Annotated in this window: 20 protein-coding genes; 7 read left to right on the top strand and 13 right to left on the bottom strand. The window is 65.8% G+C overall.

Annotation, left to right across the window (positions count from 1 at the left end; genetic code table 11):
• Positions 1-52: 52 nt before the first annotated feature.
• Positions 53-1234, bottom strand: coding sequence for a hypothetical protein (locus tag J8I82_RS26925; protein WP_209761885.1), 1182 nt, complete (start codon positions 1232-1234; stop codon positions 53-55).
• 56 nt (positions 1235-1290) lie between these two features.
• Positions 1291-2544 (bottom strand): lipopolysaccharide biosynthesis protein, encoded by a 1254-nt coding sequence (locus J8I82_RS26920; protein ID WP_209761884.1) that lies wholly within the window; start codon positions 2542-2544, stop codon positions 1291-1293.
• A gap of 607 nt (positions 2545-3151) precedes the next feature.
• On the opposite strand from J8I82_RS26920, the gene J8I82_RS26915 reads away from it, so the two are divergent.
• From J8I82_RS26915 to J8I82_RS26900, 4 genes are all read left to right on the top strand, one after another.
• Complete coding sequence (locus J8I82_RS26915; RefSeq protein WP_284183171.1) at positions 3152-4321, top strand: polysaccharide biosynthesis/export family protein; 1170 nt, start codon at positions 3152-3154, stop codon at positions 4319-4321.
• Between the two features lie 14 nt (positions 4322-4335).
• The gene (locus J8I82_RS26910; RefSeq protein ID WP_209761883.1) at positions 4336-4809 is read left to right on the top strand and encodes a low molecular weight protein-tyrosine-phosphatase; all 474 of its coding nucleotides are present in this window, start codon (positions 4336-4338) and stop codon (positions 4807-4809) included.
• On the top strand, positions 4806-7043 hold the full coding sequence (locus tag J8I82_RS26905; protein WP_209761882.1) for a polysaccharide biosynthesis tyrosine autokinase: 2238 nt from the start codon (positions 4806-4808) through the stop codon (positions 7041-7043). The genes J8I82_RS26910 and J8I82_RS26905 overlap by 4 nt, the downstream gene beginning before the upstream one ends.
• Before the next feature lie 238 nt (positions 7044-7281).
• Positions 7282-8829 carry a right-handed parallel beta-helix repeat-containing protein gene (locus J8I82_RS26900; RefSeq protein ID WP_245180145.1) on the top strand — a complete coding sequence of 516 codons (1548 nt, stop codon included), beginning with the start codon at positions 7282-7284 and terminating at the stop codon, positions 8827-8829.
• Positions 8830-8978: 149 nt separating this feature from the next.
• Here the strand turns inward: J8I82_RS26900 and J8I82_RS26895 are convergent, their stop codons facing one another.
• From J8I82_RS26895 to J8I82_RS26865, 7 genes are all read right to left on the bottom strand, one after another.
• Positions 8979-11408, bottom strand: coding sequence for a polysaccharide biosynthesis tyrosine autokinase (locus J8I82_RS26895; RefSeq protein WP_209761881.1), 2430 nt, complete (start codon positions 11406-11408; stop codon positions 8979-8981).
• Between the two features lie 87 nt (positions 11409-11495).
• A complete protein-coding gene (locus tag J8I82_RS26890; protein ID WP_209761880.1) occupies positions 11496-12218 on the bottom strand; it encodes a Crp/Fnr family transcriptional regulator in 723 nt (240 codons plus the stop codon).
• Positions 12219-12515: 297 nt separating this feature from the next.
• Complete coding sequence (locus J8I82_RS26885) at positions 12516-13295, bottom strand: hypothetical protein (RefSeq protein WP_209761879.1); 780 nt, start codon at positions 13293-13295, stop codon at positions 12516-12518.
• Complete coding sequence (locus J8I82_RS26880; protein WP_431831583.1) at positions 13292-14275, bottom strand: DUF1839 family protein; 984 nt, start codon at positions 14273-14275, stop codon at positions 13292-13294. The genes J8I82_RS26885 and J8I82_RS26880 overlap by 4 nt, the downstream gene beginning before the upstream one ends.
• Before the next feature lie 695 nt (positions 14276-14970).
• Positions 14971-15249 (bottom strand): hypothetical protein, encoded by a 279-nt coding sequence (locus J8I82_RS26875; RefSeq protein WP_209761877.1) that lies wholly within the window; start codon positions 15247-15249, stop codon positions 14971-14973.
• A gap of 157 nt (positions 15250-15406) precedes the next feature.
• Positions 15407-15871 (bottom strand): response regulator transcription factor, encoded by a 465-nt coding sequence (locus J8I82_RS26870; RefSeq protein WP_209761906.1) that lies wholly within the window; start codon positions 15869-15871, stop codon positions 15407-15409.
• Positions 15872-16191: 320 nt separating this feature from the next.
• Positions 16192-17013, bottom strand: coding sequence for a helix-turn-helix transcriptional regulator (locus tag J8I82_RS26865; RefSeq protein ID WP_209761876.1), 822 nt, complete (start codon positions 17011-17013; stop codon positions 16192-16194).
• Positions 17014-17582: 569 nt separating this feature from the next.
• Here J8I82_RS26865 and J8I82_RS26860 point away from each other — a divergent pair.
• Positions 17583-19286: a phage integrase family protein gene (locus tag J8I82_RS26860; protein WP_284183167.1), complete on the top strand. Its 1704-nt coding sequence runs from the start codon at positions 17583-17585 to the stop codon at positions 19284-19286.
• A gap of 155 nt (positions 19287-19441) precedes the next feature.
• Here J8I82_RS26860 and J8I82_RS26855 read toward each other — a convergent pair whose 3' ends face one another.
• Positions 19442-20455, bottom strand: coding sequence for a ParB/RepB/Spo0J family partition protein (locus tag J8I82_RS26855; RefSeq protein WP_209761875.1), 1014 nt, complete (start codon positions 20453-20455; stop codon positions 19442-19444).
• A gap of 3 nt (positions 20456-20458) precedes the next feature.
• Positions 20459-21118, bottom strand: a complete 660-nt coding sequence (locus J8I82_RS26850; RefSeq protein WP_063237647.1) for an AAA family ATPase — start codon at positions 21116-21118, stop codon at positions 20459-20461.
• 382 nt (positions 21119-21500) lie between these two features.
• Between J8I82_RS26850 and J8I82_RS26845 the strand changes: the two genes are divergently transcribed.
• Positions 21501-21704: a cold-shock protein gene (locus tag J8I82_RS26845; RefSeq protein ID WP_029045138.1), complete on the top strand. Its 204-nt coding sequence runs from the start codon at positions 21501-21503 to the stop codon at positions 21702-21704.
• 104 nt (positions 21705-21808) lie between these two features.
• Here J8I82_RS26845 and J8I82_RS26840 read toward each other — a convergent pair whose 3' ends face one another.
• Both J8I82_RS26840 and J8I82_RS26835 read right to left on the bottom strand, forming a co-directional pair.
• A complete protein-coding gene (locus tag J8I82_RS26840) occupies positions 21809-22903 on the bottom strand; it encodes a replication protein RepA (RefSeq protein ID WP_209761874.1) in 1095 nt (364 codons plus the stop codon).
• A gap of 1643 nt (positions 22904-24546) precedes the next feature.
• Positions 24547-24750, bottom strand: coding sequence for a cold-shock protein (locus J8I82_RS26835; protein WP_010811149.1), 204 nt, complete (start codon positions 24748-24750; stop codon positions 24547-24549).
• Between the two features lie 414 nt (positions 24751-25164).
• Between J8I82_RS26835 and J8I82_RS26830 the strand changes: the two genes are divergently transcribed.
• A complete protein-coding gene (locus J8I82_RS26830; protein ID WP_209761873.1) occupies positions 25165-26529 on the top strand; it encodes an NCS2 family permease in 1365 nt (454 codons plus the stop codon).
• Positions 26530-26972 lie beyond the last annotated feature (443 nt).

Genomic DNA, 26972 nt, shown 5'->3' with positions numbered 1-26972 from the left:
TTGCGGCTGGTATTTGCGGCTGGTATTTGCGGTTGGTATTTGCGGCTGGTATTCAGCGGCTGCTGATGCGGGGCCCGTACGCCGTCGCCGGAGCGCGGCGCCTGACCTGCCGCTCCCTGATGCTGCAGATCAGCAGGCACACCAGCATCGGCACGAACATCCATTTCTGCCGCACGGAGATGCCCAGGTTCGCCGTCATCGGCGCCAGGATCAGCCAGGCGCCGATGCAGTAGATCCAGAGGAAGGCCTGGTTCTTCAGTACCACGCGGCTGCCGCGCCGGTGGATCATGCCCCAGATCCCAAGCATCGCAAGCACCAGCAGCACCACGTTGTCCAGCGACGCCGCCAGGCCGAAGATGCCGTTCGCCTCGTACGGCAAGGGCCGGAACACATAAGTGAAGAGCTGCATCGGCAGCGACATGCTGGCGATGTCGATACCGCCACCGCCCTGCTGGTTGTAGCCCTGGCGCGTTTCGACATACGCCTCGATGGTGGCGGCATCCTTCGCCTCGCCCAGGCCCGCGTACTGCATGGTGAACGGCACGATGGCCGCGGTGGCAACCATTGCCACACTGACCAGCGCAACCCGCCACTTCCAGCTCATCTTCGCCGAGATCACCATCGCGGCAGCCAGCGACAGGATCATCACCGCCGCGATGTGCGGCCGCATCAGGAACATGCATGTGATCGCGATGATCATGAGCCAGCTGCGGCGCGGCATGGACATGCTTGCCCACATCGCAAGGCTGGTTGCCATGAAGGCAACCGAATCCTTGCCGATGGCGGCGGTCCAGAAGCTGACAGAGGGCAACAGCACGATCACCATGGCCAGGCCCCGCAGGAACCGGCTCCTGCCCGCCGTCACCGTCCGCAGCACCGCGTCGAATGCCAGCAGGCCGATGGTCCCGAAGATGTTGAAGACAAGAAACACCCCGAGGTACGACATGCCAAGGTACTGCGAGAAAATATGGGTGAAGTAGCTCACCGCGCGCGTGCCGATGGCGAACTCCGGTGACGGCAACAGCGAAGCCTCGAAGTAGTCGGCTGCGTCCCCGCCGGTCTCCATCACCAGCTTTGCGTAGACGATGCAGAAGATCGTGTGCCAGGCATAGAGCAGGAGCGCCCATTTCGGCCGTGTGCCGAACTTTCTGCCCGTGCTCACCGCCACCAGCGCGCCTGCCAGCAGCACGAGCGTCGCGCTGATTACATGCCACGCAGTCGATGCGTATTCCATGGTCGAAGCCCCAAGCAAGAATTGGCCACTGCAGGCGCGTCGCGGTCACGCTGGCGTCACGCCGCCTGCTCCACCGCGACCGGCTCGCGGGAGCGAAGGAAGAACCCGATGCCGGCTAGCACGGCCACCGCGTTGCCCGCGATATAGCCGTAGACGGCGCCGCGGGCACCGTAGGCCGGGATCGCAACGAGGTCCACCACGACCATGGTGCAAAGCACCAGCAGCCATTTTTCCACCAGCCAGTTCGGCTTGCGCAGGTAGATCACCAGCAGCGACAGTGCGGCATCGGCGAACACCAGTCCGGATGCCATCGCGGAAAGGCGCAGCAGGCTGGCCGCGGCGTCATAGTGCTCGCCGTAGATCAGGGAGATGATCCACGGCGAGCAGTAGGCCAGCAGCCCCCCTCCCACCGCTCCCATCGCGACCATACCGGCGGTCACGACCATGACGTTGCGCCGTACCAGCGCCAGATTCGGCTGCGCGTAGATCATCAGCGGAGCCACCGAACTGGCGACGATCGCGCCGAGCATCATGAAGTTGTCCAGCACCTGCATGGAAGCCGCATAGGCGCCCAGCTCGGACAGGGCAATGTGCGGCTTGAGCAGCAGTTGATCGACGCGCTTCGCACAAAGCATCAGCATCATGCCCATCCAGAACACCGTGCCGTCGCGCAGCAGCGTGCGAGCCAGCGACCAGTCAAACTGCACCGCAATGCGGGGGCTGCGCTTGCGGTAGTAGCGGCTCAGCAGCACAGCAAACAGCAGGGATTCCACGGCGACCACCCAGGCGTAGTCCGGCGCCGAATTCGTGCCCGCCAGGTAGAGCGCCCCGACCGCAACCATGCGGAAAGCCAGGCCGACCATGCCGAAGATCACGCCCGGGCGGCTGTCGGTACGCGACTGCAGCCATGAGCGCACCGCGCCGAACGGTTCGCGGAACAGCATGGGGATGCCCACGATGATGACGATCACGACAATGACCTGGTCATCCTCCGTCATGGCAACCACCGCCACGAGAGCGATATAGCCCAAGATCGCGGCAAGCTCGCGCAAGCCGAAGACATGGGCCAGCAGCCTGTGCTGCGCGGCCGGCGCCTGGTCGGCCACCAGGCGCGGGATGACCACTTCGTTGCCGCAGATCAGCGCGAACGCCGAGGCAATCAGCACCAGGGACTGCGCGTACTGGAATTCCGCAAAGCCTTCAGGCCCGACGGCGCGTGCGATCAGGGCCACGCTCACGATGCCGAACACCACCTGCAGGCCTCGCTCCAGCACCAGCCAGAGAACGTTGCGGGCAATCTGCATACGCATGCCAGGTTTCTCCCGAAAGAAGATCGAACGTCGTTGCCGGTGCGGCCGGCGGGTGTGCCGTGCCCTGCCGGTCTTGCCGGCGCTCGGCGGGACCCTTCTGCAATGGCATCGATCAGGCATCGTCACGCGGCGCTGCCCTGCACAGCTGGCTGTGGCTGGCCACGTGCCCCGCCCGTGTCACCCTGACAGCGCCCTGCTTCCGAAGGTCCGCCCCCCTAAGCCTGCACCGCTTCCAAGCATTGTGTCAGCGCCGCCGCGGCGCGCACTGTTGCCCCCCGCACATTGGCGGGCATCCTGCCGTGTCGCTGGCACGGACCATTGCCTATGCTCGATTCGCTGACCAGACATGTCGCCGTACCGGCGGTGTTTCTCCGCAGATTACAGCCTTGCCCTGGCAGCGGCATCGTCCAGATGGTCCATCTCCTCCTGATGGAGGAGCCGGATCACGGTCCGTGCCGTGCTGCCTTGGCTCCGGCAGCCTTGAGGCATCTCCACCCACATGCAGTGTGTGTCAGCGCACCGAGCTTTTCAGCCTGCGTTCCTACGATCAGCGCATCGTGGGTGCAGTGCCGGCTTGGGTGCTTGCCCGCTTCGCGAGGAGATCGCCGTGAGATCAATCTGCAGTCGTAACATCCAGCGTCGTCCCAACCAAGCCGGGCGCCGCGGCCCGGCGGCATTGCTGCTGCCGCTTCTGAGCGCAGCGCTGCTGTCCGCATGCGCCGCCTCGCCCGGCATGGTTTTCGACAGCAACGCCCCGGTCAAGGCGGTCGGGCCCGACGCGAAGCCAAGCGTGACGCCGATCACGCTCGACCTCGTGCGCGAGCTGCGCAGCAAGAGCAAGCCGGCCAACGAGCGCGTCGAAGAGCTGTTCGCCAAGGCCGAGCCGTACCGGATCGGCCCGGGCGACATCATTTCCGTGGTGGTCTGGGACCACCCGGAGCTGGTGTTCCCGACCCAGACCTACAGCCCCGCCGCCAGCCTGGAGATCCCGCAGTCAAGCGGTGGCTCCAACCTGCCCGGCTACGTGGTGAGCCCGCAGGGAGACATCCAGTTCCCCTATGCCGGTGTCATGAGGGTTGCCGGCAGGACCGCCAACGAAGTGCGCAAGGAGATGGCCCGCATCCTCTCGCGGGTGGTGCGCGACCCGCAGATGACCGTGCGCGTGCTGGGCTTCCGCAGCCAGCGCGTCTACGTCGACGGCGAAGTGCGCACCCCGGGCATGCTTGCCATCGACGACGCGCCGATGACGCTGGTCGAGGCGCTCAACCGTGCCGGCGGCGTGCTGAACCTGACCGGCGACAACAGCCGCATACGGGTGACGCGCGGCGAACGCAGCTGGTACGTCAATATCCCGGCGCTGCTGGCCAAGGGCGTCGACCCGGCGCGCATCATGCTGCGCTCCGGCGACATCGTGCGGGTGGAGCAGCGTGAGGACAACAAGATCTTCGTGACTGGCGAAGTGGCGAAGCCGTCGTCCCTGCTGATGCGCAACGGGCGCATGACACTGAACGAGGCGCTGGGTGACGCCGGCGGCGTCAATCCGGGCACGGCCAATGCCGAGCAGATTTTCGTCATCCGCAAGGAGCCGAACGGCGAACCCAAGGTGTTCCACCTGGACGGCACCACGCCGGCGGCGCTGGCTATCGCCGAAGGCTTTGAGCTGGAGCCGAAAGACGTGGTCTATGTCGACGCCCGCGACCTGGTTCGCTGGAGTCGGGTGATGAACCTGCTTCTGCCGTCCACATCGCTGTTGGGCACGGCGTCAGGACTCAAATAAGCGAGTGAACCGGTATGCCAAGAACCATCCTCGTCGTCTGCCTCGGCAATGTCTGCCGCAGCCCGATGGCGGCCGTGCTGCTCAACCGCGCCCTGCCTGACTGCAGGGTGACCTCCGCCGGGCTGGCGCCACCGGTCGGCGCCGCGGCGGATCCGCGCGTCGTGCGCCTGCTGGCCAACGAAGGCTGCAGCCTGGCGGGGCACCGCGCCCGCGCCGTGGACCATGCCCTGGTGGAATCCGCGGACCTGGTGCTGGTCATGGAAAGCCTCCAGCGCGAAACGCTCGAGGAGCGCTTCCCGCAGTCGCGCGGCAAGACCTTCAGGCTTTGCGAAGGACTTGACCTCGACATCCCCGACCCGTACGGCTGTTCGCAGCAGATGTTCAGTATCGTCCTGGAATTGATCAAGCAGGGAATCTCGTCGTGGTCGTCGCAACTGGAGCGGGAGAACTCCGTTGCCGCGGCTGACAGCAACAGGGAGCCGACATGAGAGCGATAAGCAAGCGGGATGAGGCATTCGAGGAACCCGTCGAGCGCGAAAAATCCATCGACCTGACTTCGTATCTCGACATCCTGATCCGCTACCGATGGACGTTCCTGGGCGCCGCCGTCGTCGTCGTCGCGCTGGGGCTGCTCTACGCGCTGATCGCCTCGCCGGTCTACCGCGCCGACGTCGTGGTGCAGGTGGAAGAGAGCAATAGCCCGGTGAACACTGCCGCAAAGCTGTCCACGTCGATATCGCCGGGGCTGGACATCAAGCCGGAGGCCTCGGCGGAAATCGAACTGCTGCGCTCCCGGATGGTCGTCGGCAAGGCCATTGCGACACTGCGTCTCGATATCGAAGCGCGACCGCGCTACTTTCCGCTGGTCGGACCGGCCATCGCGCACTTCAACCAGGGCTTGTCCGAGCCCGGCCTGTTCGGATGGGGTGGCTACGCCTGGGGCCGCGAAGCGATTGCCGTGCAGCAGCTCGACGTGCCGGAGTCGATGGAGGATCGCAGGATCCTGCTGACGGCGACCGGCGACGCAGGCTACTCGGTGTCGTTCAATGGCGGCGAGGTCCAGGCCAACGGCAAGGTTGGCCAGCTTCTCTCTGTCGCCACCCCGGCTGGTCCGGTGCACCTGCTGGTCAGCAAGATCGACGCGCGCAGCGGCGTGCGCTTCGAACTGCGCCGGGTGCCGCGCAGCGCTGCTATCGCCAGCTTGCAGAGCAGGCTGGTGATCACCGAGCGCGGCCGGCAGAGCGGCGTGATCGGCATCTCGCTGGAAGGCAGCGACCCCAGGATGGTGGCTGGCACCCTCAATGAAATCGCCAACGCCTACGTGGAGCAGAACGTGCTGCGCAAGGCCGCCGAAGCCGAGAAATCGCTGGCCTTCCTGGAGCAGCAGCTGCCGCAGCTCAGGCAGCAGGTCGAAACCTCGGAGAACCGTTACAACGCCATGCGCAACCAGCGCGGCACCGTCGACCTGCCCGAAGAATCCAGGCTGATGCTGAACCAGTCGGTGCAGCTCCAGACCAAGCTGCAGGAGCTTCGGCAAAAGCGGCAGGAACTGGACGCGCGCTTCACGCCCAACCATCCGATCATCTCGCTGATCGACGGCCAGATCGCCAGCGTCAACGCGCAGATCAACGGGCTGACCGGCCGTATCCAGAAGCTGCCTGACGTCGAGCAGAACGTACTGCGCCTGATGCGCGACGTGAAGGTCAGCACCGAGATGCTCCAGTCGCTGCTGAACGACATGCAGCAGCTCAAGCTGATGAAGGCGAGCAAGGTCGGCACCTCGCGCCTGGTCGACGCGGCGGAAGTGCCGATCAACCCGATCCGCCCGAACCGCGAGGTGATTGCCACGCTGGCGGTGGTGCTCGGCCTGTTCGCCGGCCTGGCGGGGGTCATCCTGCGCCACGCATTCAACGGCGGCGTGGCGGATGCCGATGAGATCGAGCGGCGCACGGGCATGGTGGTCTACACCACGATCCCCTTCACCACCCAGGAGCCACAGACGCAGGACGACACCGACGGCGGCGGGCTGCTGGTGCGCCGGCAGCCTGACGATCCCGCCGTGGAGACGCTGCGCAGCTTCCGCACCGCCCTGCAGTTCGCACTGGCCGGGAACAAGAACCGGACCGTGGTCATCACCGGGCCCGCGCCCGGCGTGGGCAAGTCCTTCATCTGCGCGAACTTCTCGGCGATCGCCGCCAGCGGCAAGCGCGTGGTGCTGATCGACGCCGACCTGCGGCGCGGGTCCCTGCATCGCCGCTTTGGCGCCCGGCGCACGCCGGGGCTCACCGAACTGCTGCTGGGTGCGCCGTTCGAGCAGGTCGTGCAGCGGGAAGTGGCGCCCGGCCTGGACTTCATTTCGACGGGCAGCGAGCCGCCGCATGCCGCGGATGTCCTGCTCAGCCCGGCGATGGAGAACCTGATCGACACGCTCACGCTGCGTTACGACCTGGTCATCATCGACACCCCGCCGATTCTGGCGGCGACCGACGCCGGCATCCTGGCCAGCAAGGCGGCCGCTGTGTTCCTGGTGGCGCGCGCGGAGAAGACTACCGTGAGCGAGCTTCAGGCATCCCAGCGGATGCTCCAGCAGAGCGGGGCGGACGTCAAAGGCGTACTGCTCAACGGCCTGCGCATCGAGGGACGCTGGTACCGCGCGCATTACTACTTCGGCAAGTACCGTTACCTCGGCGAATACAGCGCGAAACCGGCCAAGCGCGCCTGAGTGCGGCAAGGAATGTCGCCGCGCTCCCGGCAATTGCTGCCCTGGTTGCCGGCTTGATTGCCGGCTTGGCTGCCCTCCCGTCCGCCGCCGGACCGGAGGGCTTGCCATTCGAACTCGCGGCGGCGGGCAAATGCGGCAGCCGGCTCAGGGAGCGCGCTTGCGTCGCCCGGTCCGCCATGCCGATGCTGGCCCTGGGCCGAGGCTGGCAAATCCACCGCGTCACTCAAAGGGGAGCGCCATGTCTGCTTCGCCGAAGCGAACCAAGCCGAAGCTGGTCCGGACTGCCATCGCTGTAGCCGTCTGCTGTGCATGCCTGCCGCTTGCAGGCCATGCGCAGCCGGGATTCCAGGCTGCTGCCAGGAGCCCGAATGAAGCCGGAGATCCTTGTCCGCTGCTGACCGCCGAGAAGCGGGCTTATCCCGGCGCGATCGTGAAGTCCATCACCGCCTACGGGGCCAGGGGGGATGGAGTGACGGACGACTATGCCGCCTTCCAGAGAATGGCGGCAGAGATTTCCAACTACAGGTATATCAAGCGCAAGATCGTTTATTTCCCCAAGGGGACCTACAACATCGATCGCTTCGCGATCGCCGGCGGCCCCGGCGCGAACGGAATCCAGAATATCCGGCTGGCGAAAGCCAGCAACTTCAGCCTGATCGGCTGCACCGGTTCCGTGGTTTCCTTCAAGGGGGACTTCACCATCACCAACGACAAGAGCGGCGGTCAGTCCTGGTACTCCTACCGGCACCAGCTCGGGTTCGAGATCAGGCATTCCACCAACTTCAAGATTTCTGGCCTGGAGCTCTACGGCAACGTGGACAAGATGTCGCGGCCGCCGTCGCCGGATGGCAGGCCGCTGAGTGAAACGTCTTCACACGGCATCCAGACGAACGCGAGCTCCAACTATGAACTCAGCCACCTGAAGGTCCATCACTTTGCCTGCGACGGCCTGTACATCGGCGGCGAGTTCACCGCCGATCGCAACGGCATCATCCACAATGTGGACTCGTACAACAATGCCCGCCAGGGGATGAGCATCATGCAGGCCAGGGGCTTGCGAGTCACCAAGTCCTCGTTCCGCGACACTGGCATCACCGGTGGGGCCTACCCTACGCATGCGCCCGCCGCCGGGGTGGATATCGAGCCGGACGCGCCAGCCGAAGGCGTGACGGCGAGAACGGGCGATATCGTCTTCGATGCCTGCCGCTTCGTGAACAACAAGGGCTCGCAGTTCGTCGGCGGCGACAATGGCAGAAACACCGAGAACGTCACCATCCGGAACTCGGAAATCGTGGGACGCGCCGGCAACAAGCATCCCTACGTGATGATCCTGTCGGCGCCGGGATCGGTCATCGAGAACAACGTGATCGATACCGTCGATGGTGGGGTCTACCCCTCGTTTTCAGAGGGGATCGGCGACATGAACACGGTGAACACCATCGTCCGGGGCAACACCATCAGGAGCAGTGGCGTCGGGCTCCAGGCGCTCGATGTCGGGGCCAGGGTCCTGATCGAGAACAACACGCTCATCAGCACCCATACGCCGGACTACCGTGACGATTTTCCCAATATCAGGGCCGGCGTTGCCAGCTTCTCCGGCAACAAGATCGCCTACCCCCGGCAGAACTTCGGCAACAAGGCCGTGGTCGGCATCATCAAGGCATCCACGTTCAGGAACAACTCGATTACCACGGACCTGACCGGCGGCAACTACACGATCAAGGTCGGCGCAGGCACCGATACGGCGAACAACGACGTCGGCCCACACATCCGGTTTGCGCCGTAACGCCTGGCCTAACCGCCAGCGCACCGCCATTGGCCAGCGCACCTCCATTCCTGGCGGTGCGCTTCATCCCCTGATAGCCCGCCCGCGCGGACCGCAGGCAGGACCGCAGGCAGAAGCGGGTACTCCGGGGTACCCCGCGCGTGGCCCGCTCAGGACCGCTTCGGCGCTTCCGCCTTTTCCAGGGCAAGGTGCTTGCCCTGCGCCAGCGGCAGCGGCATGCCCAGGTAAGGATTGATCGTATTGAAGTCCGACCGGTTGCTGCGCCGTGGCATGACCCCGTTCAGGATCCCGCCCGCCAGCCGCGCATTGGCATGCGCCAGGCGCTTGAGGGTGTCGTCGACCTGGCCCGCCGCCGTCACGTCCGCGCGCACGACCACCAGCGTCGAGCCCGCCAGGTTGGCCACCAGCGTGGCATCGGCCACGGCCAGCACCGGCGGGGTATCGACCAGCACCAGGTCGAAGCGGCCCGCGCACAGGCGCAGCGTTTCCGCCAGCGCCGGCAGCATCAGCAGCTCGGACGGATTCGCCGGCGCCGCGCCGCGGTTGAGCAGGAACAGGCCGCTGACCACGCTCGGCCTGACCGCATCGGCGATCGCGGCGCGCCCGGCCAGCACTTCGGCCAGGCCCGGCTCGACCGGCTGGTCGAACCAGTCCGCCACACGCCCGCGGCGCAGGTCGGCGTCGATCAGCAGCACGCGCTGGCCGGCCTCGGCGAACAGCACCGCGAGGTTGACCGCGGTAAAGGTCTTGCCCGCGCTGCTGGCGGGGCTGGTGACCGCCACCACGCAATTGGGCGCATCGCGCAGCGCGAAGTGCAGCGCCGCGCGCAAGGTGCGCAGTCCCTCCACCGCCAGCGAATGCGGCGCGCGCCGCGCCAGCAGGTACTGGTCGTGCAGGCCCTGGCGCAGCAGCCGTTCGGCGCGCGCGCGCTCGTCCTCGGGGGCGGCCGCGGTGTCGGCATCGATCACCTCGGTGCCCGGCTCTGGCCAGCCCAGGCGCGCCTCGGTCGGCAGCGTGAAGCCCGCGGCAATGCCCAGGCGGCGCTTGGTCTCGATCTGGCGTTCCAGCTCGGACTGCTCGTTGCTGAAGGCAATGTCGCCGAGCATCGCCATGCCAAGCCGCTCTTCGGCGTCCGCCGCGCTCGCGACCGACGGCCGCAGGCGCTGGCGCAGGTTGACGCCGGCCACGCCCAGGCACAGCCCGAGCAGTGCGCCCACGGAAGCGAACGGCCAGGTGCCGATCCCGACCGGCGTCACCGGCGCGATCGCGGCGTCGATCACGCGCAGCTGGCTGGAGCTGTCGGAGAGCATCAGCGACAGCTGCTCGACCTTGCCGCGCAAGGTCATGTACATGTCCTCTGCCACCTTGACGTCGCGCGTCAGCGCCACCGATTCGCGCTCGGAGGCCGACAGGCTTTGCATGCGCGCATCGATCTCGGCGCGCTCGCGCGTCATCTGCTGGATCTGGCTGTCGACCATGCGCACTTCATTGGCCTCGGCGGTGAAGCGCTGCAGCAGCCGCGTACGCTCGAGCTTCAGCGCGGCGATCTGGCGCTGGTATTCCATGCTGTTGTTCAGGAACGACTGCGCATCGCGGCTGGGCGCCAGCGAGCCGGTACGCGCGCGGTAGCGCGTCAGCGCCTCTTCGGCGCGGGTCAGTTCGGCCTGCACGCGCGGCAGTTCGTTGGACAGGAAGGCCAGTGTGCCGGCGGCGTCCTCGCGGCGCTTGGTGGTCTGTCCCTCGATATAGGCGCGCGTGACGCCGTTGACCAGCTCGGCGGCAAGCTGCCGGTCCGCATACTGCCAGCCCACGCGCACCGTGCCGCCCGGCTGCGCCGGTGCGCCGCCAGGACTCGCGGACATCTGCGCGCCTTCGCTCTCGACCTGCAGGCCTCTGCGCACCGCCTCGGCAGTGCGTGCGAGGTCATGCCGCGTCAGCGCGAAGCGCGTGCCGGGCGCGGCCTCGATGCGGTCTACGCGCAGCGTGATGCCGTTGCCGCTGGCAGTCTCGCCGACACGGCCCTCGAGCAGCAGCACGTCCTGGTCGAAGAGCCGGTAGGCGCCGTCGCGGCGTGCCTCGAACAGCAGGGGATGGTCCACCAGGTCTTCGGGCACGCTCATGGTGTCGACCACCAGGCGTTCGCCGCCCCAGGCATAGCCCTGGCTTGCGGGCCAGGTGCCGCGCACGTGGCCGGGCGTGGAGAAGCGGTCCACCAGCGCGCCCACCAGCGGCGCGCGCAGCGGCTGCGCGGTGATATCCAGGCGCAGCCGCTCCACCACGGGCCCGACCACCGCGCGGCTCTTGAGCAGCCCAGCATCGAAGCCGGCGGCACCTTGCGTCTGCGCCACGCTGCGCACGCCGCCGTCGCGGCCCTCGACCTGCACCAGCGCCTGCGCGCGGTATTGCGGCGGCTCGGACAACGCCACCAGTGCGCCGACGCCGGCGCCGACAACGCCCGCGGCGGCGATCCAGCCCATATGATCCATCAGCGCGCGCGTCTGGCGCGTGCTGGGGGGCTGGGCTTCGCGCCGGGGGGCCGCACCTTCCGCCGGTGCGCCGGCATATGACAGTCTGCTCACGGGTACCGCTCCTCAAATGGGATCAGCGCGGCGTCCTGCGCCGCGCGTGGTCAGCCGCACGCCGCCAGGGGCAGCCGGCTGCGCCGTTCAGGCGTTGGCCAGCGCGGGCAGCAGACGGTCATATTCGCGCTTGACCAGCTTGTAGCATTCGCACGAATGCTTCTCCAGGCCGCAGCGGTCCAGTACCGTGATATGGCCACGGCTGTGGTGGATCAGGCCGAGGTCCTCCAACTTGCCCGCGGCTTCGGTCACGCCTTCGCGGCGCACGCCGAGCATGTTGGCGATGACCTGCTGCGTGATCACCAGCTCGTTGGAGCTGAGCCGGTCGATCGCCAGCAGCAGCCAGCGGCACAGCTGCTTGTTCAGCGAGTGGTGGCGGTTGCACGCGGCGGTCTGTGCGATCTGCGTCAGCATCGCCTGCACGTACAGCAGCGTCACGCGCTGCAGCGTGGGCAGGCGTGGGAGCTCGGCGCGCAGCATGCGTGCGGGAATGCGGTAAGCGAGGCCAGGGCTGCGCACTTCGACGCGGCTGGGCATGGTGTCGCCGCCGGTCACCACGGGAATGCCGACCAGCCCTTCATGACCGACCGCGGCGATCTCGACGGTCGCGCCGTCTTCGAGCAGCGACAGCAGCGAAACCACCGCGGTGGTAGGAAAGTACACGTGGACGATGCGCTGGCCGGAATCGGTGAGCAGCTCCCCGGCGCGCAGCCGGACCAGCTCGAAGTGCTGGGCCAGCGCTTCCCACTCGGCGCGCGGCAACGCGCTGAGCAGGTGATTGACATGCAGTTCCGACCGATGCGTAATCATTTTTCGTACCCCTGTCCAAACCCGTTTTCGGGAACAACGTTCAGCCGGCTCGGCGAACGCCACTCGGGAAAACGGGCTTCAGCCTTGCCGGTCCCCGTTCAGCGCCGGCATGGCCGGCATGACTGGTTTCCGACTGCCTGGCTGCGCCGTTGACCCTGCTGCGGCGCTGACTGCAAGCCAGTGACTCTATTTAGCGTCATGGCGAGACGCTGCGACAGTAGGCGAATGGTTGGGAAGCGCTCATCCATCGGGAGGTTGGCCGGAAAGCCGAGCGGGACGCCCGGCCGTGGCGCGCCTTCAGCGTGCAGCGCGCGGCAGCGGCGCAGGCAGGCGCCGGGCCCTCCTGCAAAAGTCGGAGATGGGTGGAAGCGCCGGGCGGGCGGCGCAGGCAAGTGGCGCCGGAAGGGGCATTAGGGACACAGGGGGCGCCAGCAATTCGACGGGCTGGCATGGCCCGACCTCATCCAGCGGCAAGGCGCGTGGAAGAAAGCCGGCCAGGTGGCCGGCGGCGGCCACCACGGTGCAGTGCCAGCGACGCACATCCGCCGCGGCGGGATGCAGCACGCGCGGCGCGCGGAAGCACAGGTGGATCGTGTTCATGCCCGACAGTTCGATCGCTGCTTCGTGCAACGGAGGCAGCGCGTGCATCCCGTGCAGTTCGTACCGTTCGGTGCCACGGCCGCTCGCGTCATCCACGGCAATCACCCGGCGCCCGTTGAACCACGCCTCGGTGCCGCGCACCAGGCCGCGCAGGCGCAACAGCCGCGGCCCATGTCCGGCAAAGCGCAGCCGGTACCAGTAATCGTGGCAGTGCAGCGGCACCGGTACGCCTTCGCGCAAGCGGCCCGCGGCGTGCATGGCCATCGCAACCGAACCTGGCACCGGCGCCGGCAGCCAGCACGCGTCGTCGTCAAGCACCGCGGGCGACGGTGCCGCGCCGGGCAGCGTCTGCAGCCATCGCCAGGGGCCGCAAGGCGCGTGCGACGCAGCGTCGGTGAAGACCGCGACGGGTGTGACGCCGACGGCCGGGACGAGGACAGCGGCTGGCCGGCCCGTGGCCGCGGCATCGGCGGTCATGGCGCATACTCGCCGAAATGCCGGGCCAGCGCCGGCACGCTGGCCTGGTAAGAGGCCTCGAGCTGGTCCAGGCAGTCTTCGCAGCGATCCGGCTTGCGGCTGATCACGGCGCGCATCAGCCGGAACTGCATCACCATCGCTTCCGACGCCATCGTGTAGCAAGCTTCGGCCGCTTTCTCGGGAACGTCCTGTCCCTGCATCACCAGCCAGCGCAGGTAGCGCGCGAGCAGCTCGAAATTGGCGCCGAGCTGGCGCAGCACGCCCGACGCATAGTGGTGGAAGCCCGGCTCGCCGCGCGCCATCAGCCGCTCCAGGTGCGCGGGAAACACGGCGCGGAACTGTGTCACGGGATTCTGCTGCGGGCGGTTGCCGAGATGCGTGCGCAGCAGCGCCAGCGAAGCGTCGAGCAGCGACTCGCGCCCGCGCAGCCGGCCATCGCGGCGCACCACTTCGGCATGCACGAAGGGCAACGACTCGGCATTGCGCGTGCCCGGCGCCAGCCGGAAGATCGCCGCGTAGTCCTCGCCGCTGGCGGTGTGGTAGCCGTCGGTGTGGTAATAGCCGACGGCGCCCGCCTCGGGGATCAGCACGTCGACGGCGATGCAGGTCGGCGTGCGGTGGCGCTGGTAGCCCGCGCCGGGCGGTGGCGGCAGCTGGCTGCTGTCGAGCTCGATCACAACGAGATGGCCCCGCGCGGTCTGCGCCGCCACGTGGGACTCGAGCGAGTCGTACAGTGTCAGCACATGGGCGGTCAGCCCGTAGAGCCGCTCCAGGTCCGCCACCGGAAAGCGGCACTGCGTGAAATGGTCGGCCTCGAAATCCTGGCGCACTGCGCACGGCAGCGCGGCGACCGGTGGCAGTTCTAGTCCGTGCAGCAACTCGATCCACAAGTCGATATGGCAGTTGACGTGCGACCACACCGGGTTGCCGCCACGCAACCCGGGCCCGCCACGTCCACGCATCTTGGTGTCGCCGTACACTAGAGACCTCCGCGCCTGCCATGCCGATCCATTTGCGGGTGTGCACGGCCCGTTCCGGATGCGGGCCCTCGCGCTCGCGTTCCGGCTGCCGTGCATCGACTGTCCGTCGTCATGCCCGCCTTCTCCCTGCACCGAGCCAAATGCTTGCGCCATCGGTCGTGATGGCGATCTTGGCGCGCACGGTTCAGAACAGTCTGTTGGACGGCGCACAAACCTTGCACGGGTCACAGGGTCCGGCCATTGTTGCGCGGTGCAAGGCCGCGCATGCCTGCGAGAAGCGCGTCTGTGGTGATCGCCGCAGAGGTTGAGTCCCGGTTGAGCCGGTTGAGTGGCGTTCAGCCGCATGCGTGACGCGCATGGTGCTTCTGGTGGATACAGGCGTGCGTGCCGATTGGATATCGTCAAGAGGACGTGCGGACGGGCAGTATTGCCCGCACGTCTTCAAAGCCCGCATGGTCCCCCGGTCGGCGGGCTTCTTTTTTTGTGGCGTGGCAGGGCGCGCGCGACGGCGTTCGCCAGCGCGGGCCAGACCAGCAGGCATGCGCGCGCGTGGCTGCGTGGGCAAAGGTCGGCGAGGGGGACTGGTAGCAGTCAGCACTGCTGCGGCACTAGGGCAGCAGTCATCGCGCCTCGCCCTGGCGTTGCCGCTGGCGAGGCATGCGGAACAGAGCGGCAAGTCGCCGCGGCGCCCTGGCTTAGGGGAGCGTGGCTGCCGGCAGGCGCAGGCGATGCTGCGCCAGGATCAGTGCGCGCAGGCTTTCCACCCGCAACACCGCTTCACGCTGTCCTGCTTCACGCGCGGCCTGCGCTGCGGCATGCTCGCAATCGAAGCGGCGACCATGCAGTTCTCCGCGGTACAGCAGCGGCTGCTCGCCCGCACCAGCCAACCGGATCTCGAAGCAGCAAGCCCACTTGCCCCGGCCCTCGCGCAAGGCGAAGCCATGCACGACCAGGTAATCCATCCCGCCTTCCATACGACCCCCTAGCATCCCGGTGCGGCTGCCTCTTGGAACGGGGCTGCTCGCACGCCGGGCATCTCAAGCATAGTGCTTGCGCGCACAGTGCGCCCTCATCCGCAGGCTGTAATCCTGTGGTGGCCGAAGGACGGAAGCGCGAGAGGGACAGGCAGATTCAGGCGGCGCCGACACTGTCGTGGGGCGTGGGCTGCATCAGTGAAAGCGCCATGCGCGGGAAGCACTGGCCGCCGGCCCATACCAGCGCGGTCGCGGCGCAGACGAGCTCGGCAGGCGCCGGCACCGCGAGGCAACCGCTCGCGCCCAGCAACGCTGCATGGACGATCAGCGCTGGGTCCAGCCGGTCTGACAACACCAGCCAGCGGCGCGGCGCGAGCCGGGCCTGCATCTGTTCGAGCAGCTTGCGCGGGTCGCCGTCCATCCCGCTGCAATCGATCAGCGCGACGTCGGCGCGATCGCTGCCGGGCTCGTCCGCATCGGCATGACGCTGCCGGCCGGCAGCACTCTCCTGCAGCCATTGCGGCGCGCGCCACCGGATCGGGCGCGGCAGGCCCAGCGCTTCCAGGCGCCGCACCAGGGTGCGGCACATCATTTCGTTGCTGGCAATCAGGTAGGTCGGCATCGAATCGGCAATGGAGCCCACGGCCGGTGCGGCACGATGGGCCCAGGTCAGAAGGTCAATTGACCGGATGGCACGCCGTGGCGAACCTGGCGGGCCTCGCGGCGAGCGCGCCCTGCCGATGGGCGCCTGACGCATGGCGTGCGGCAGGCGGCGGCGAACGCCTCCCTGTCAACGTAGCAAGCGCTCGCGGGCACCGCCTCATGCTTTTGGTGGAGGCCGCCACGTCAAAAGGATGACCTGCGGGGATGACCGCGGCACCGGATCCGACCGGCGCCGGCATGGCTGCAATCGATGCGCCCCGGAACGGTCATGCAGGGACTTCAGGCGGCCTGGCACGCGCCGAGCGGCCGCACCGCCGGCGGGCCGGCCCAGTCCAGCGTGGCGCCACGCTGCAGCGCCACGTAGACGGCTTCGCCCTTGTTGCGGACATGGAGGCGCTGGTACAGCGTGCAGGCATGCGTCTTGGCCGTAGCGACGGAGATATTGAGCATGCGGCTGACGGTCTTGATCGGATAGCCGCGCGCGAGCAGGGCCAGCACCTCGTATTGCCGTTCGGTGATATTGAGCAGATGCGCGCCGCTCGACGGCGTTTCGTTCGTATGCGCAGGCGGCGTGGCCGGTGTTTCGCCGCGCAACGCATGCAGCGGCACCACCACCGGTGCGGCAGCGTGAGCGGACGGCATGGATGGCGCGGACGGTGCGGGCATGGCCAGCGTGCCGGCGTCATCGCCGCGTCCGCCGGCCGGCTCGGACAGCAGCACCGACGGGAAGCACTCCCCACCAGCCAGCACGAGCCGCACCGCGGCGTCGAGCGCTTCGGCGCTGGCGGCCTTGTGCAGGCAGCCACGTACGGACTCAGGCAGCGCCGGCCGCGACAGTGCCGCGGCGGGCCGCTCGGTCAGCAGCAGCACGCGTCGGGGCCGCAGGCGCTCGCACAGGTCGTCGAGCTGCGCCCAGCCTGCCGTGGCGTCGGACGGTAGCCCGTAGACCAGCAAGTCGGCGTCGGTCAGCCAGAGCTCGGGGTCGATCGGCGCGGCCGGATCGATATCGATCAGGTCGCCCGGGAGATGCGCTTGGGCCAGGAGGTGGCGAAGACCCAGGCGCAGCAGTGGATGGTGTTCGATCAAGAGGATGCTGGCCATGGCCGCTCTCCTTCTTATTGCGGCAAGCCCAGGCCCTGCGACAAACCCGTTCTTGCTGTTGGACCGGCTTCCGCTATGCTGCGGCTCGTCAATCCATACGATCCGGCTTGTTCCTGGCCTGGTACGGCGTCCCGTCGGTTGCCGTGCCTGTCCCTTCCCTTGGAGTGCCGAATCGCCCCGTTTGCGCCGTTCGAACCGTGTTTGGCCGGCTGACGCCGGACCGCGCAGTTCATGACTGACGCTTTAGTAACTTTCCGATCAAATTTAACAGAATCTAATTCTGATCTTCAGCTTATGAAACAGGGGCGTCGAAAGCAAGCCTCTGTTGCATTGCAGCGGGTATTCCCGAAGAGGGTTCCCTTAGCTCCGGACCTCTTTCACGGGCGACGCGCTGCGACCCTGCCAAGGAGCTTAGATCGGGAAATCAGCGTTCGGGGGGCTCCGGGACTGGCGGAATGCCGCATACCTCGCATAAAATTATCGGCATTGCTCTTTGCTGTGCATTTCCGGCCGGATAGATCTGGGCTGAGTTCAAGTGCTTTATAAATCAAGGAGTTACGGTAGCCTATGTGCCCTCCCCCACCGACCATCCCGCGCCGCTGGCCATGTTTTCCGGATCGCACTCCGTCAGCCTGACTCGCAGTGAATTCGCGGCGGTGCGCGCCTATGTCCAGGGCATGCCGGCAGCGATGGTCGTCGGTCGCTATCTTGCCGACGACGGCGACGACGATGCCGTTGAATCGGCGCTGCGCACGCTGCTGGAGCTGCGCGACCGCATGGTCCAGCTCGCCCATCTCCATGGCCGCGCCGATCTGGCCGAACTGCTGGTGGCCGGTCCGGGCCGCTCCAACCGCGGCATGGATCGTCGGGTGGACGCGTTGGCGGAACTGGAACGGCTCGGTACCGCGGCGCCGCGGGCGGAGCATGGCGTGGAACTATGGTTTGGGCCATCCCTGGCACGCCGCCTGCGCAGCGCGGAAATTATTACTATTAGCGCACTTATTGCATTGATCAACGTCCGCGGCACAGGATGGTGGCGGCGCGTGCCGCGTATCGGCGCCCTTGCCGGCCTGGCCATCAACCGCTGGCTGGCGGAGCATCGCGAACTGGTCCGCAACCCCCGCGGGCAGCCCATGCTGGCCGCGCATGTAGGCAACCGCACGCCGCTGGCGCGAGGCGCGCTGGCACCGGACATGCCGCACCTCCTGCCGCTGGAACTTCTCGCCGGTGACGCCGGGGCAGCGCCCCCCTGCCCCTTTGCCCGCGGGCTAGACGTGGTGCGCAAGTGGCTGCATGCCAGCGCGCCCCCTGCCGGCGCCACATTTGCGGCGTACCGCAAGGAGGCCGAACGGTTGCTGTTGTGGTCGGCGATCGAGCGCCGCAAGGGTCTCGCAGCGCTGGACCAGCAGGACCGCGAGGCATACCTGGCCTTCCTTGCAGACCCGCAGCCGGCGGCGCGCTGGTGCGGACCGCGGGCTCCCCGGCAGGTCGGGGCCTGGCGGCCATTTACCGGCCCGCTGGGCGAAGCCAGCCGGCGCCATAGCATGCGTGTCCTGGCCGCCTTGTGGGCCTGGATGGGGCGCAATGGGTACGACTCCACCGCTCGGTGGCTGCCAACGGGCGGATCGGACAGGCGTGGAGCGGTCGCTATGGGCGTGGTGCCCGCGGCAGGGGATGAGGCCTCTGGACTGGACTCCCGCACTGCTGCCGGGGAGGGCTTTGTCGGCGACATAGCGCTGGCGCGCTTCACTGCATGGCTGGAAAACGAATGCGCCCGGCCGGACGGCAGCCGCTACCGGGCCGCGGCCGCGGCGGTCGCGCTGCTGCGTGAATGCCGGCCGCGCTTTGCCGGGCTGGTGGCGCTGCGCTGGAATGACCTGCGGCTCCTCGACCGGGTGCCGGAAACGAATGCGGACGAAGCACCGGTCGACCACCGGCTTGCGCTCAGCGAGACGGCGCTGGCCGCGCTACGCCGCCATTGGCAAGACCGGGGGTTGGACCTGGTCGTGCCCGCTGCGGCGGATGTGCCCTTGCTCGGCCCGCCCGCTGCGCCGCCCACCCGGCGGGCGCAGCGCAAGCTTGCCAGCATGCACTACCCGCCCTACTCGGTGCGCGGGCTGCATGCCCTGCTGTCGGCGGCAATTACCCGTTATCGGGAGCTGGATCCCGCCTTCCCGGCCTGGTCGCCGCGCGACCTCGTTCGCGAGGTGCGGCGTTGTCGGACTGCTTTGGTGTCGATCGAAGAAGTTGGTACGGAGGGAGAGTCGCCCTGAGGACAGGCGGTGCAGAACGGATGGGTGGCAAGGTCGCCAGCGAAGAACTGGGTACGCTAGCGGGATCTTGCCGAACGCTCCTGCCACATCCGGGGACGCTCTGATGCCCAGGGAGTGCGGTGGTCGTAGCCCGCCTTTCCCGGCATCTGCCTCATTCAGAGCAAGGTCTTGTCCAGCCCGAAGCGAGCCTTGAGCAGTTCGACCAGGTCCTCGCGCGCGCTGCGGTCGCCCAGCTGGACATCGAGGACGACGCGGCCCGAATCCCACTCCTTGATGGTTCCGAGCAGCTGGCCGCTGTCGGTCCGGATCTTGTATTGCCGGCTGATTTCCTTGACCTTGCGCGCTTTGCCTTCCTGCGCCTGCTTGCGGATCGCCTCGACTTCGCGGCTCGACAGGCCATCGTTGATGATCCGTGCCGCCAGCTCGCGGGTCCGTTCCTCCCCCGCCAGCTTGCAGTACAAAGTCAGTTCATAGCCCGCGGCGATGCCGATCGCGCTCGGCCGCTCGCGCATCACGCCAAGGACGGAGTCTGGCAGGCGCAACAGCGCCAGCGTCTTGTTGACCGTTCCGGCGGACATACCGGTCAGTTCGCAGATTTCTTCTTCCTTCTGGACCTTGCCTTCGTCGAGCAGCTGGCGCCAGGCCATTGCATTGTCCAGCGCCGACTGGTCCGAACGCTGCTCGTTGAGCATGAACGACAGCCGGTAAAAGTCCAGATCGCTCAGGTCGTCCTCGACAAAGCACTCCATTTCGAGCTTCCCGGCTGACGCCAGCGCTCGTTTACGGTAGTGACCGTCGATCAGGATGTAGTGGCCGGGGCGCAACGGGTCGGGTGCAGCGAGGCCGGGGGTTTTCTGCCCATGCGTGGCGATCGACGCCGCGCGCTCCTGCACGACCGCGGGATCATAGATTCGCCGGGCATTCAGTGGATTGTCGTGAAGCTGCGCCAGTGGGATCCGCACCAACTGCCGGCCGGACGTCATGTCGCCAGCACTTTCAGCGCTGAAAACTGCAGCGGCATCATTGGCCCTGCCCTGCAGCAGTCCGTTCGGATGTTGCGAAATCGCTGCTTCGGCCCGCGCAAACCGGTCCAGCGTGTCATTGCGGTGCTTCTCCGCCACCATGCCGGCAAGCATGCCGGCCTTGAGGCTTTTCAGTTTTGTAGCCATGCCTTATTGCTCAATCAAAGACAACACTTCGTCGACCATCATGTCGACTTCTTGCACCGCCTCGCGCGCTCCGGCAACGCCATGAACGGTACAGCCGATCGCCTGGCATTCGCGAAAGGCCGAGCGCGAGCCAATCATCGAATTCAAAAGCGGCACCTCGCCATCGTCTCCCAGGATCTCGATTGCCTGCCGTGCAATCGACACGCGCCGTTGCACCATATTGGCCATCACCCGGATCAGCAGGGTTTCGTTCTGGACTTGCGCATGCTGTGCCAGCGTTTTCGCAGCCACCGCCGCCCAGAGGTCCGGCGGTGACGGCACCACCGGGATGATGGCAAGGTCGGATATCAGCAGCGCGCTGGACGGCGCCGCCGAATGGACCGCAGGCGGACAATCGACCACGATGTAATCGTAGTCTTGCACGAACTTCCGAACTTCCCGGTGCATGGCGCCGCCAGAGGGCGCCAGGCCAATCACCGACGCGGGAAACGGACGCTCATCGCTGGCCTGGGCAGCCCAGCGCGTGGCGGTGCCTTGTTCGTCCATGTCGACCAGCATGGATCGGGCACCCCGCAAGCCAAGTGTTCCCGCCAGATGCATGCTGACCGTGGTCTTTCCGCAACCGCCTTTCTGGTTGAAGACGGTGATGATTTTGGCTGCCACTGCGACCTCTCTTTCAGCGCTGAAAGCGCAATTGACTCTTAAGGCGCAACTGTAGCCAAAACGAGGTGGTGCTTCAACCTTTTTACTAATCTACAAATATTTTATTTCTATGCTCTGGAACACGTCGTGCGGCCTCTTTTTAGGAGGAGGCCCCGCTTCGACAATAAATTTGCTTGAAATGCGCCTGTCCCTGTGTCTAAAGTATTTGTAGTGCGCATTACGCCGCACATGACACCGCAATCCAAAGTGGTTATGATGCGCGCTACAGTCGAGTCAAGTCGTGTCAACCTCGTCGGCTTCCGTTCGGTATCTACGAGAACTAAACGTGCTTGAACGGTTGTTTGCGTGGTGTACTAGAACTTGCTTCGAAAAGGAAATTCTTATGGCAACCGGTACGGTCAAGTGGTTTAACGAGACCAAGGGCTTCGGCTTCATTACCCCGGATGACGGCGGTGCAGATCTGTTTGCGCACTTCTCCGAAATCCAGGGTTCGGGCTTCAAGACCCTGAAGGATGGGCAGCGCGTGACGTTTGAAGTCAAGCAGGGTCCGAAGGGCCTGCAGGCTTCGGGCATCAAGCCGGCCTGATCCAGCTGATTTGCCCGCTGCAGCTACCTGCCGCGGCGGACAAAGAAAAAGGCAAGCGTTCAACGCTTGCCTTTTTTGCATTTGGGCCGTTGGCCAGGAAGGACTCAGCCCAGCTTGCGCACGCTGGTACGGGACGGCTGCAGGATCAGCGCCTTGGACGAATCGGCGTCGACCTTGGCCCCAGGATAGACCACCAGAACGTCCTTCAGCGCCTTGCGGAACAACGCGCGGAACTTGCGCTCGCTTTCGGTTTCCGTACCGAACTGCATTTGCAGTGCTTCCCAAGGGATCTCGGTGCGCCGCTGGATCGTGAAAAACCGGTAGGTCAGCCAGGAATAAACGTCCAGAGCGAACGGCGATTGCTTCAGCGCCTTCAATGCGCGCATGTCCACCGGTACCGGCCGGTTGACCAGTTCGTTGAAGAAAGGCTCGGACAGTACCACAAAGCTCTCGAACATCGAGCCCTGCCCCGGCTGCATCGGGTCCCACCAGGTCGACAACTGGTCGGCCAGCAGGTAGCCCACACGGTCGATCGATAACGGCTCGTGGTTCGGGTTCTGGTTCTGGCTGGGCGTCGACTTGTTCTGCACGATCGCAATGGTCGCGGAGAACAGCCGGATCATCTGCTGGCGCACCAGTGTCATGGTGCCCCGTTTGCCGCCGGTGGCCATCGGGATACCGAGGTTGTACATGAATTCGGACAGCGAATTGCCCAGCGAGATGCGCCGGTCTTCCACCGTCCCGGTGAATTCACCCCGCTTCTTCTTCGCCATGATTTCCTTGCCGATCCAGGCAAGCATCAGGCGCGGATAGGAGCCGTAGGGATAGCCCAGCGATACGGTTTCCGACACCAGTTTCTGGCGGCCGTTGGCGGCACGCTCGGATCGCTGCTGCGTGAAGTAGCCGGGCTGGATCATCAGCGAGATATTGCCGCTGGTGCGCGTCCATACTGGCGGTGCGCCCTTGGGTGCCCGATATGGCAGCGTGACCTGGACGCTGGCACGGCTGAGGAAGCCGACTTCACCGCTTTGCCAGGCGTCTTGGCGTTCCATGGCCTGCGCCTCGTCGAACAGACGCTGGAATTTCTCGGACGGAACCAGGCTGTTCTCGTTGCCGGGAACAATGATGCGGGAGGGCTCGGTATCCATGTCGAGGACACTTCGATCCCCCGTGGCGGCCGGGGAGCGTTTGATGGGCATATTGGCGTGCTTCGGATTACCCGCCTTTGTACTCGAAGCCGCAAAAGTTGTCACGCAGAAACAGGTACGGCAAGGTTTGGCCCTGCTTGCCGGGTTTTTGCCATGCGGGGACTCTCACGACTGGTAGCGAGGGTGCGGACGGTGGGCAACCCGGGAGGGTTGTCCACGGTGCGCAACCTTGTGACTACCAGTAAACGATACCGATACGGGTTAACTACTTGTAAACCGTATACGAGAAGTTCAGCGCCTTGATTCGTAAGGGAAAAAACTACCCTTGCGAACCCGAATCTGCGGACAAACGTACTCGATTCTGCGAACGGCCGAACCCATATCTGCGGCGCCCCGAACCTGTATCTGCGGACCGCGCGTACTGGTTTCTGCGGGGATAACCTCGTGTTTCCACAGGCTTTTCCACAACGGATGCCGTGCAAAGCGTACCCGTTTCTGCGTGGGTCGGGCCGGTATACGCCGTTTACGCCCGGTTTACCGCCGGATTGCGCCGTCACGAGGCCTGCGGCGCGGGTTATCCACGCAGAAAAGGGTTCAAAGCCCGGATTGCCTCGAGCCGACCAGCGCCGGCAGCGTACCCATTTCTGCGGAAGATGACCCAAAACCGTACCCGCTTCTGCGTGGCCAGGAAAAACGTGCTCGCTTTTGCCTCAGCGTACCCGTTTCTGCGGCGTACCTATTTCTGCGTCCCTGCAGCTGTACGCCAAACCATGGTCCGCGTACCTGTTTCTGCGGAGCACCCCTGGAAGCGTTGGCTGCACCCGTACCTGTTTCTGCGCTGAATGGGTCGGGCAGACGGATAGACGCACTGCCAAGTTTCCATTCTACACCAGCATGCTAGAAAAAGCTAGCGCTCACACTCAACGTATACGTAAGAATGCCGCCATTTGAACTCGCGTACCAATTTCTGCGAGCCGGCCGGGACTGCGCTTCGCCCCCTGCAAGTCGAAGAGGCTGGTCACCCTGGACGCCGTACCCATTTCTGCGCGACAACGCGGGGGCCGAAAACCTACGGACGTACCTGTTTCTGCGTAGGCGGCGCTTCGAACGTCCAGGGGCAAGCGTCTTGTGCGCTGCAATACGGGGCGTACCCGTTTCTGCGTGGCGTCCGCGCTCTGGTCGTGTGGATATCTCAGTGTCCGGCCGCTATCCGGGCCCCCTTGGTCCCGGCAAGCCAGGCAACGTGGCGCGACGAGGCGTACCTATTTCTGCGGACGGTTATGAATACCCATGGGATCGCGCTTGCGCCAACCGTACCTATTTCTGCGTACGCGCCGGCCTGCGGGGCGAGGCTTCATGGTGAGGGGCGTACCCGTTTCTGCGTATGCCGGCGATTGCCAACTCTGCTTGCAACGCAGCGAGACGTACCCGTTTCTGCGGAAGGAGTGCGGTCGCGAAGTGTGCGCCAGGGCCGGGGAAGGGGGGGAAGGCGGGGAAGGGCGGGGAAGCGGGGAAGCAGTGAGGCGGGGGAGGCGGTTGAGCAGGGGAGCGAGCCCTGGGCGGCGGCAAGGCGGCAGTCCCCTCCGGCGGGTCACCACGGCCCGCCGCCAACGCAGCCACCAGAAAACAAAAAACCCCGCCGGGGCGGGGTTCTTCCGTTGCGTGGCGCGCACGTGGCGCGCCGCGGGCAACACTTACAGCGGGGTGATGTTCGCTGCCTGCAGGCCCTTCGGGCCGTTCTTGACTTCGAACTGCACACGCTGGTTTTCCTGCAGCGACTTGAAGCCGTCGGCGCGGATTTCCGAGAAGTGGGCGAAGAGGTCGTCACCACCTGCGTCCGGCTTGATGAAGCCAAAACCCTTGGCGTCGTTGAACCACTTGACGATACCGGTTTGCATGATTTGCTTTCCAGAAAAAGGATATAAAACGTCGCACGACGCATGCGCCATCCGACAGGGGAACTCAAGGAAAGGACACCATGGACAACCGAAGTACCAGACGGTGGCTAACGAATGAACTGTTGCCTCGTCGCTTGAATCTAGCCGGGTTTATACGGGGGATTGGAGCCAGCGTCAAGTTGGGGCCAGCCCCGACCCGGCCATTCCCTCACGGGCCGGCGCCGCGCGTCGCCCCTGTGCGCCCATCCGCTATGGGATCATCACGCCTTTTGCATATCGCTTATTCGTGTGCGCCGTGGCGTATCGGGCCCACGCTGGACGAGAGTACGCTTGCCGCATGGTGGCGCGCGACGCTGTCCCGGCCGCGTCGGGATGCCTGACGCGAACACGATAACGATACCAGGAGACTCAGTCATGTCGATGCCGGAACCCGCTTCCAAGCCGGGTACGCCTTCCGTCAACCCCTCGCGCGGCCAGCCGACGCTGCTCGAGCGCCTGTTCAAGCTGCGCGAGCATCAGACCGATGTCCGCACGGAGATCCTCGCCGGCATCACCACTTTCCTGACGATGGCGTACATCATCTTCGTCAACCCGTCGATCCTGGGCGATGCCGGCATGCCCAAGGAAGCGGTATTCGTCGCCACCTGCGTGGCCGCGGCGATCGGTACGCTGATCATGGGGTTCTATGCCAATTACCCGATCGCGATGGCACCCGGCATGGGCCTGAACGCGTACTTTGCGTACACCGTGGTGAAGGGCATGGGCTTTCCGTGGGAGGCGGCGCTGGGCGCGGTCTTTATCTCGGGCTGCCTGTTCCTGCTGGTGACGCTGTTCCGCGTGCGCGAGATGATCGTCAACGGTATCCCGCATTCCATCCGCGTGGCGATTACCGCGGGCATCGGCTTGTTCCTGGCGATCGTCGCGCTGAAGAATGCCGGCATCGTGGCCGCTAGCCCGGCAACGCTGGTCACCCTCGGCGACCTGCACCAGCCTCCGGCGGTGCTGGCCATCGTCGGCTTTTTCGTGATCGTCGCGCTGGACCACCTGCGCGTGAAGGGCGCGATCCTGATCGGTATCCTGCTGACCACGCTGCTAAGCTTCGCCTTTGCCGGCAATACCTTCCACGGCGTGTTTTCCGCGCCGCCTTCGCTGAGCCCGACACTGCTGAAGCTCGATATCTCGGCGGCGTTGTCGATCGGCATCATCAATGTCGTGCTGGTGTTCTTCCTGGTCGAGCTGTTCGATGCCACGGGCACGCTGATGGGCGTGGCCAACCGCGCCGGCCTGCTCAAGGCGGGCCGCATGGACCGGCTGAACAAGGCGCTGATGGCAGACAGCACCGCCATCATGGCCGGCTCGTTCCTCGGTACGTCGTCGACTACTGCGTATATCGAAAGCGCTTCCGGGGTGCAGGCCGGCGGGCGTACGGGGCTGACCGCAGTGACGGTGGCGGTGTTGTTCCTGGCGGCGCTGTTCATCGCGCCGCTGGCGGGCACGGTTCCGGCCTATGCCACCGCGCCGGCGCTGCTGTATGTGTCCTGCCTGATGTTGCGCGAGTTGCTGGAGATTGACTGGAACGATGTCACCGAAGTCGTGCCGGCGGTCATGACCGCGCTGGGCATGCCTTTCACGTACTCGGTCGCGAACGGGGTGGCGTTCGGCTTCATCAGCTACGCGGTACTCAAGCTGCTGACCGGGCGCGCGCGCAGCGTGCCGGTGATGGTCTGGATCATCGCCGCGGTTTTTGTCTTCAAGTTCTACTACCTGCCGGGACACTGAACGTTCCTGGCGACAAGGGCAGCCATGGGCGGCACAGGCCGCCCATTCTTTATTGCGCGCTTCCAGGTGGTCCTTCGCCGCAATTCGCAAGGCCTGGAATGTCGGAACGCGTGCAAAAGCGTACCCGTTTCTGCGGCCCATCCGGAGCCCATCCGGAGGCTAGTCCGCGCCACGTGAGCGTTCGCAGCGTACCTGTTTCTGCGGGCTGCGATCTGATGTGCCTTGCCGCGGGCGATACCGCGCCGCGCCCCGACCGCGCGTGCCACGCAGACCGCTGCCATCACCCGTTCGGGGTGCGAAAGCGTACCCGTTTCTGCGTACCATGCGGGCGTGCAGGCCAGCACCAGCCCAGTCCGAAATTTAGTCCAAAATTCGGTCCGAAATTTGGCACGAAATTCGGTCGAAAATCTGTCATGAACCAGTCCGCAAGCCGCCTCCGGCGG

Source organism: Cupriavidus consociatus (genome assembly GCF_017814975.1).
In the GTDB taxonomy this organism is placed as follows: Bacteria; Pseudomonadota; Gammaproteobacteria; order Burkholderiales; family Burkholderiaceae; genus Cupriavidus; species Cupriavidus consociatus.
The sequence above is the reverse complement of the archived record's forward strand: the minus strand, read 5'-3'. Positions and strand labels throughout refer to the sequence as shown.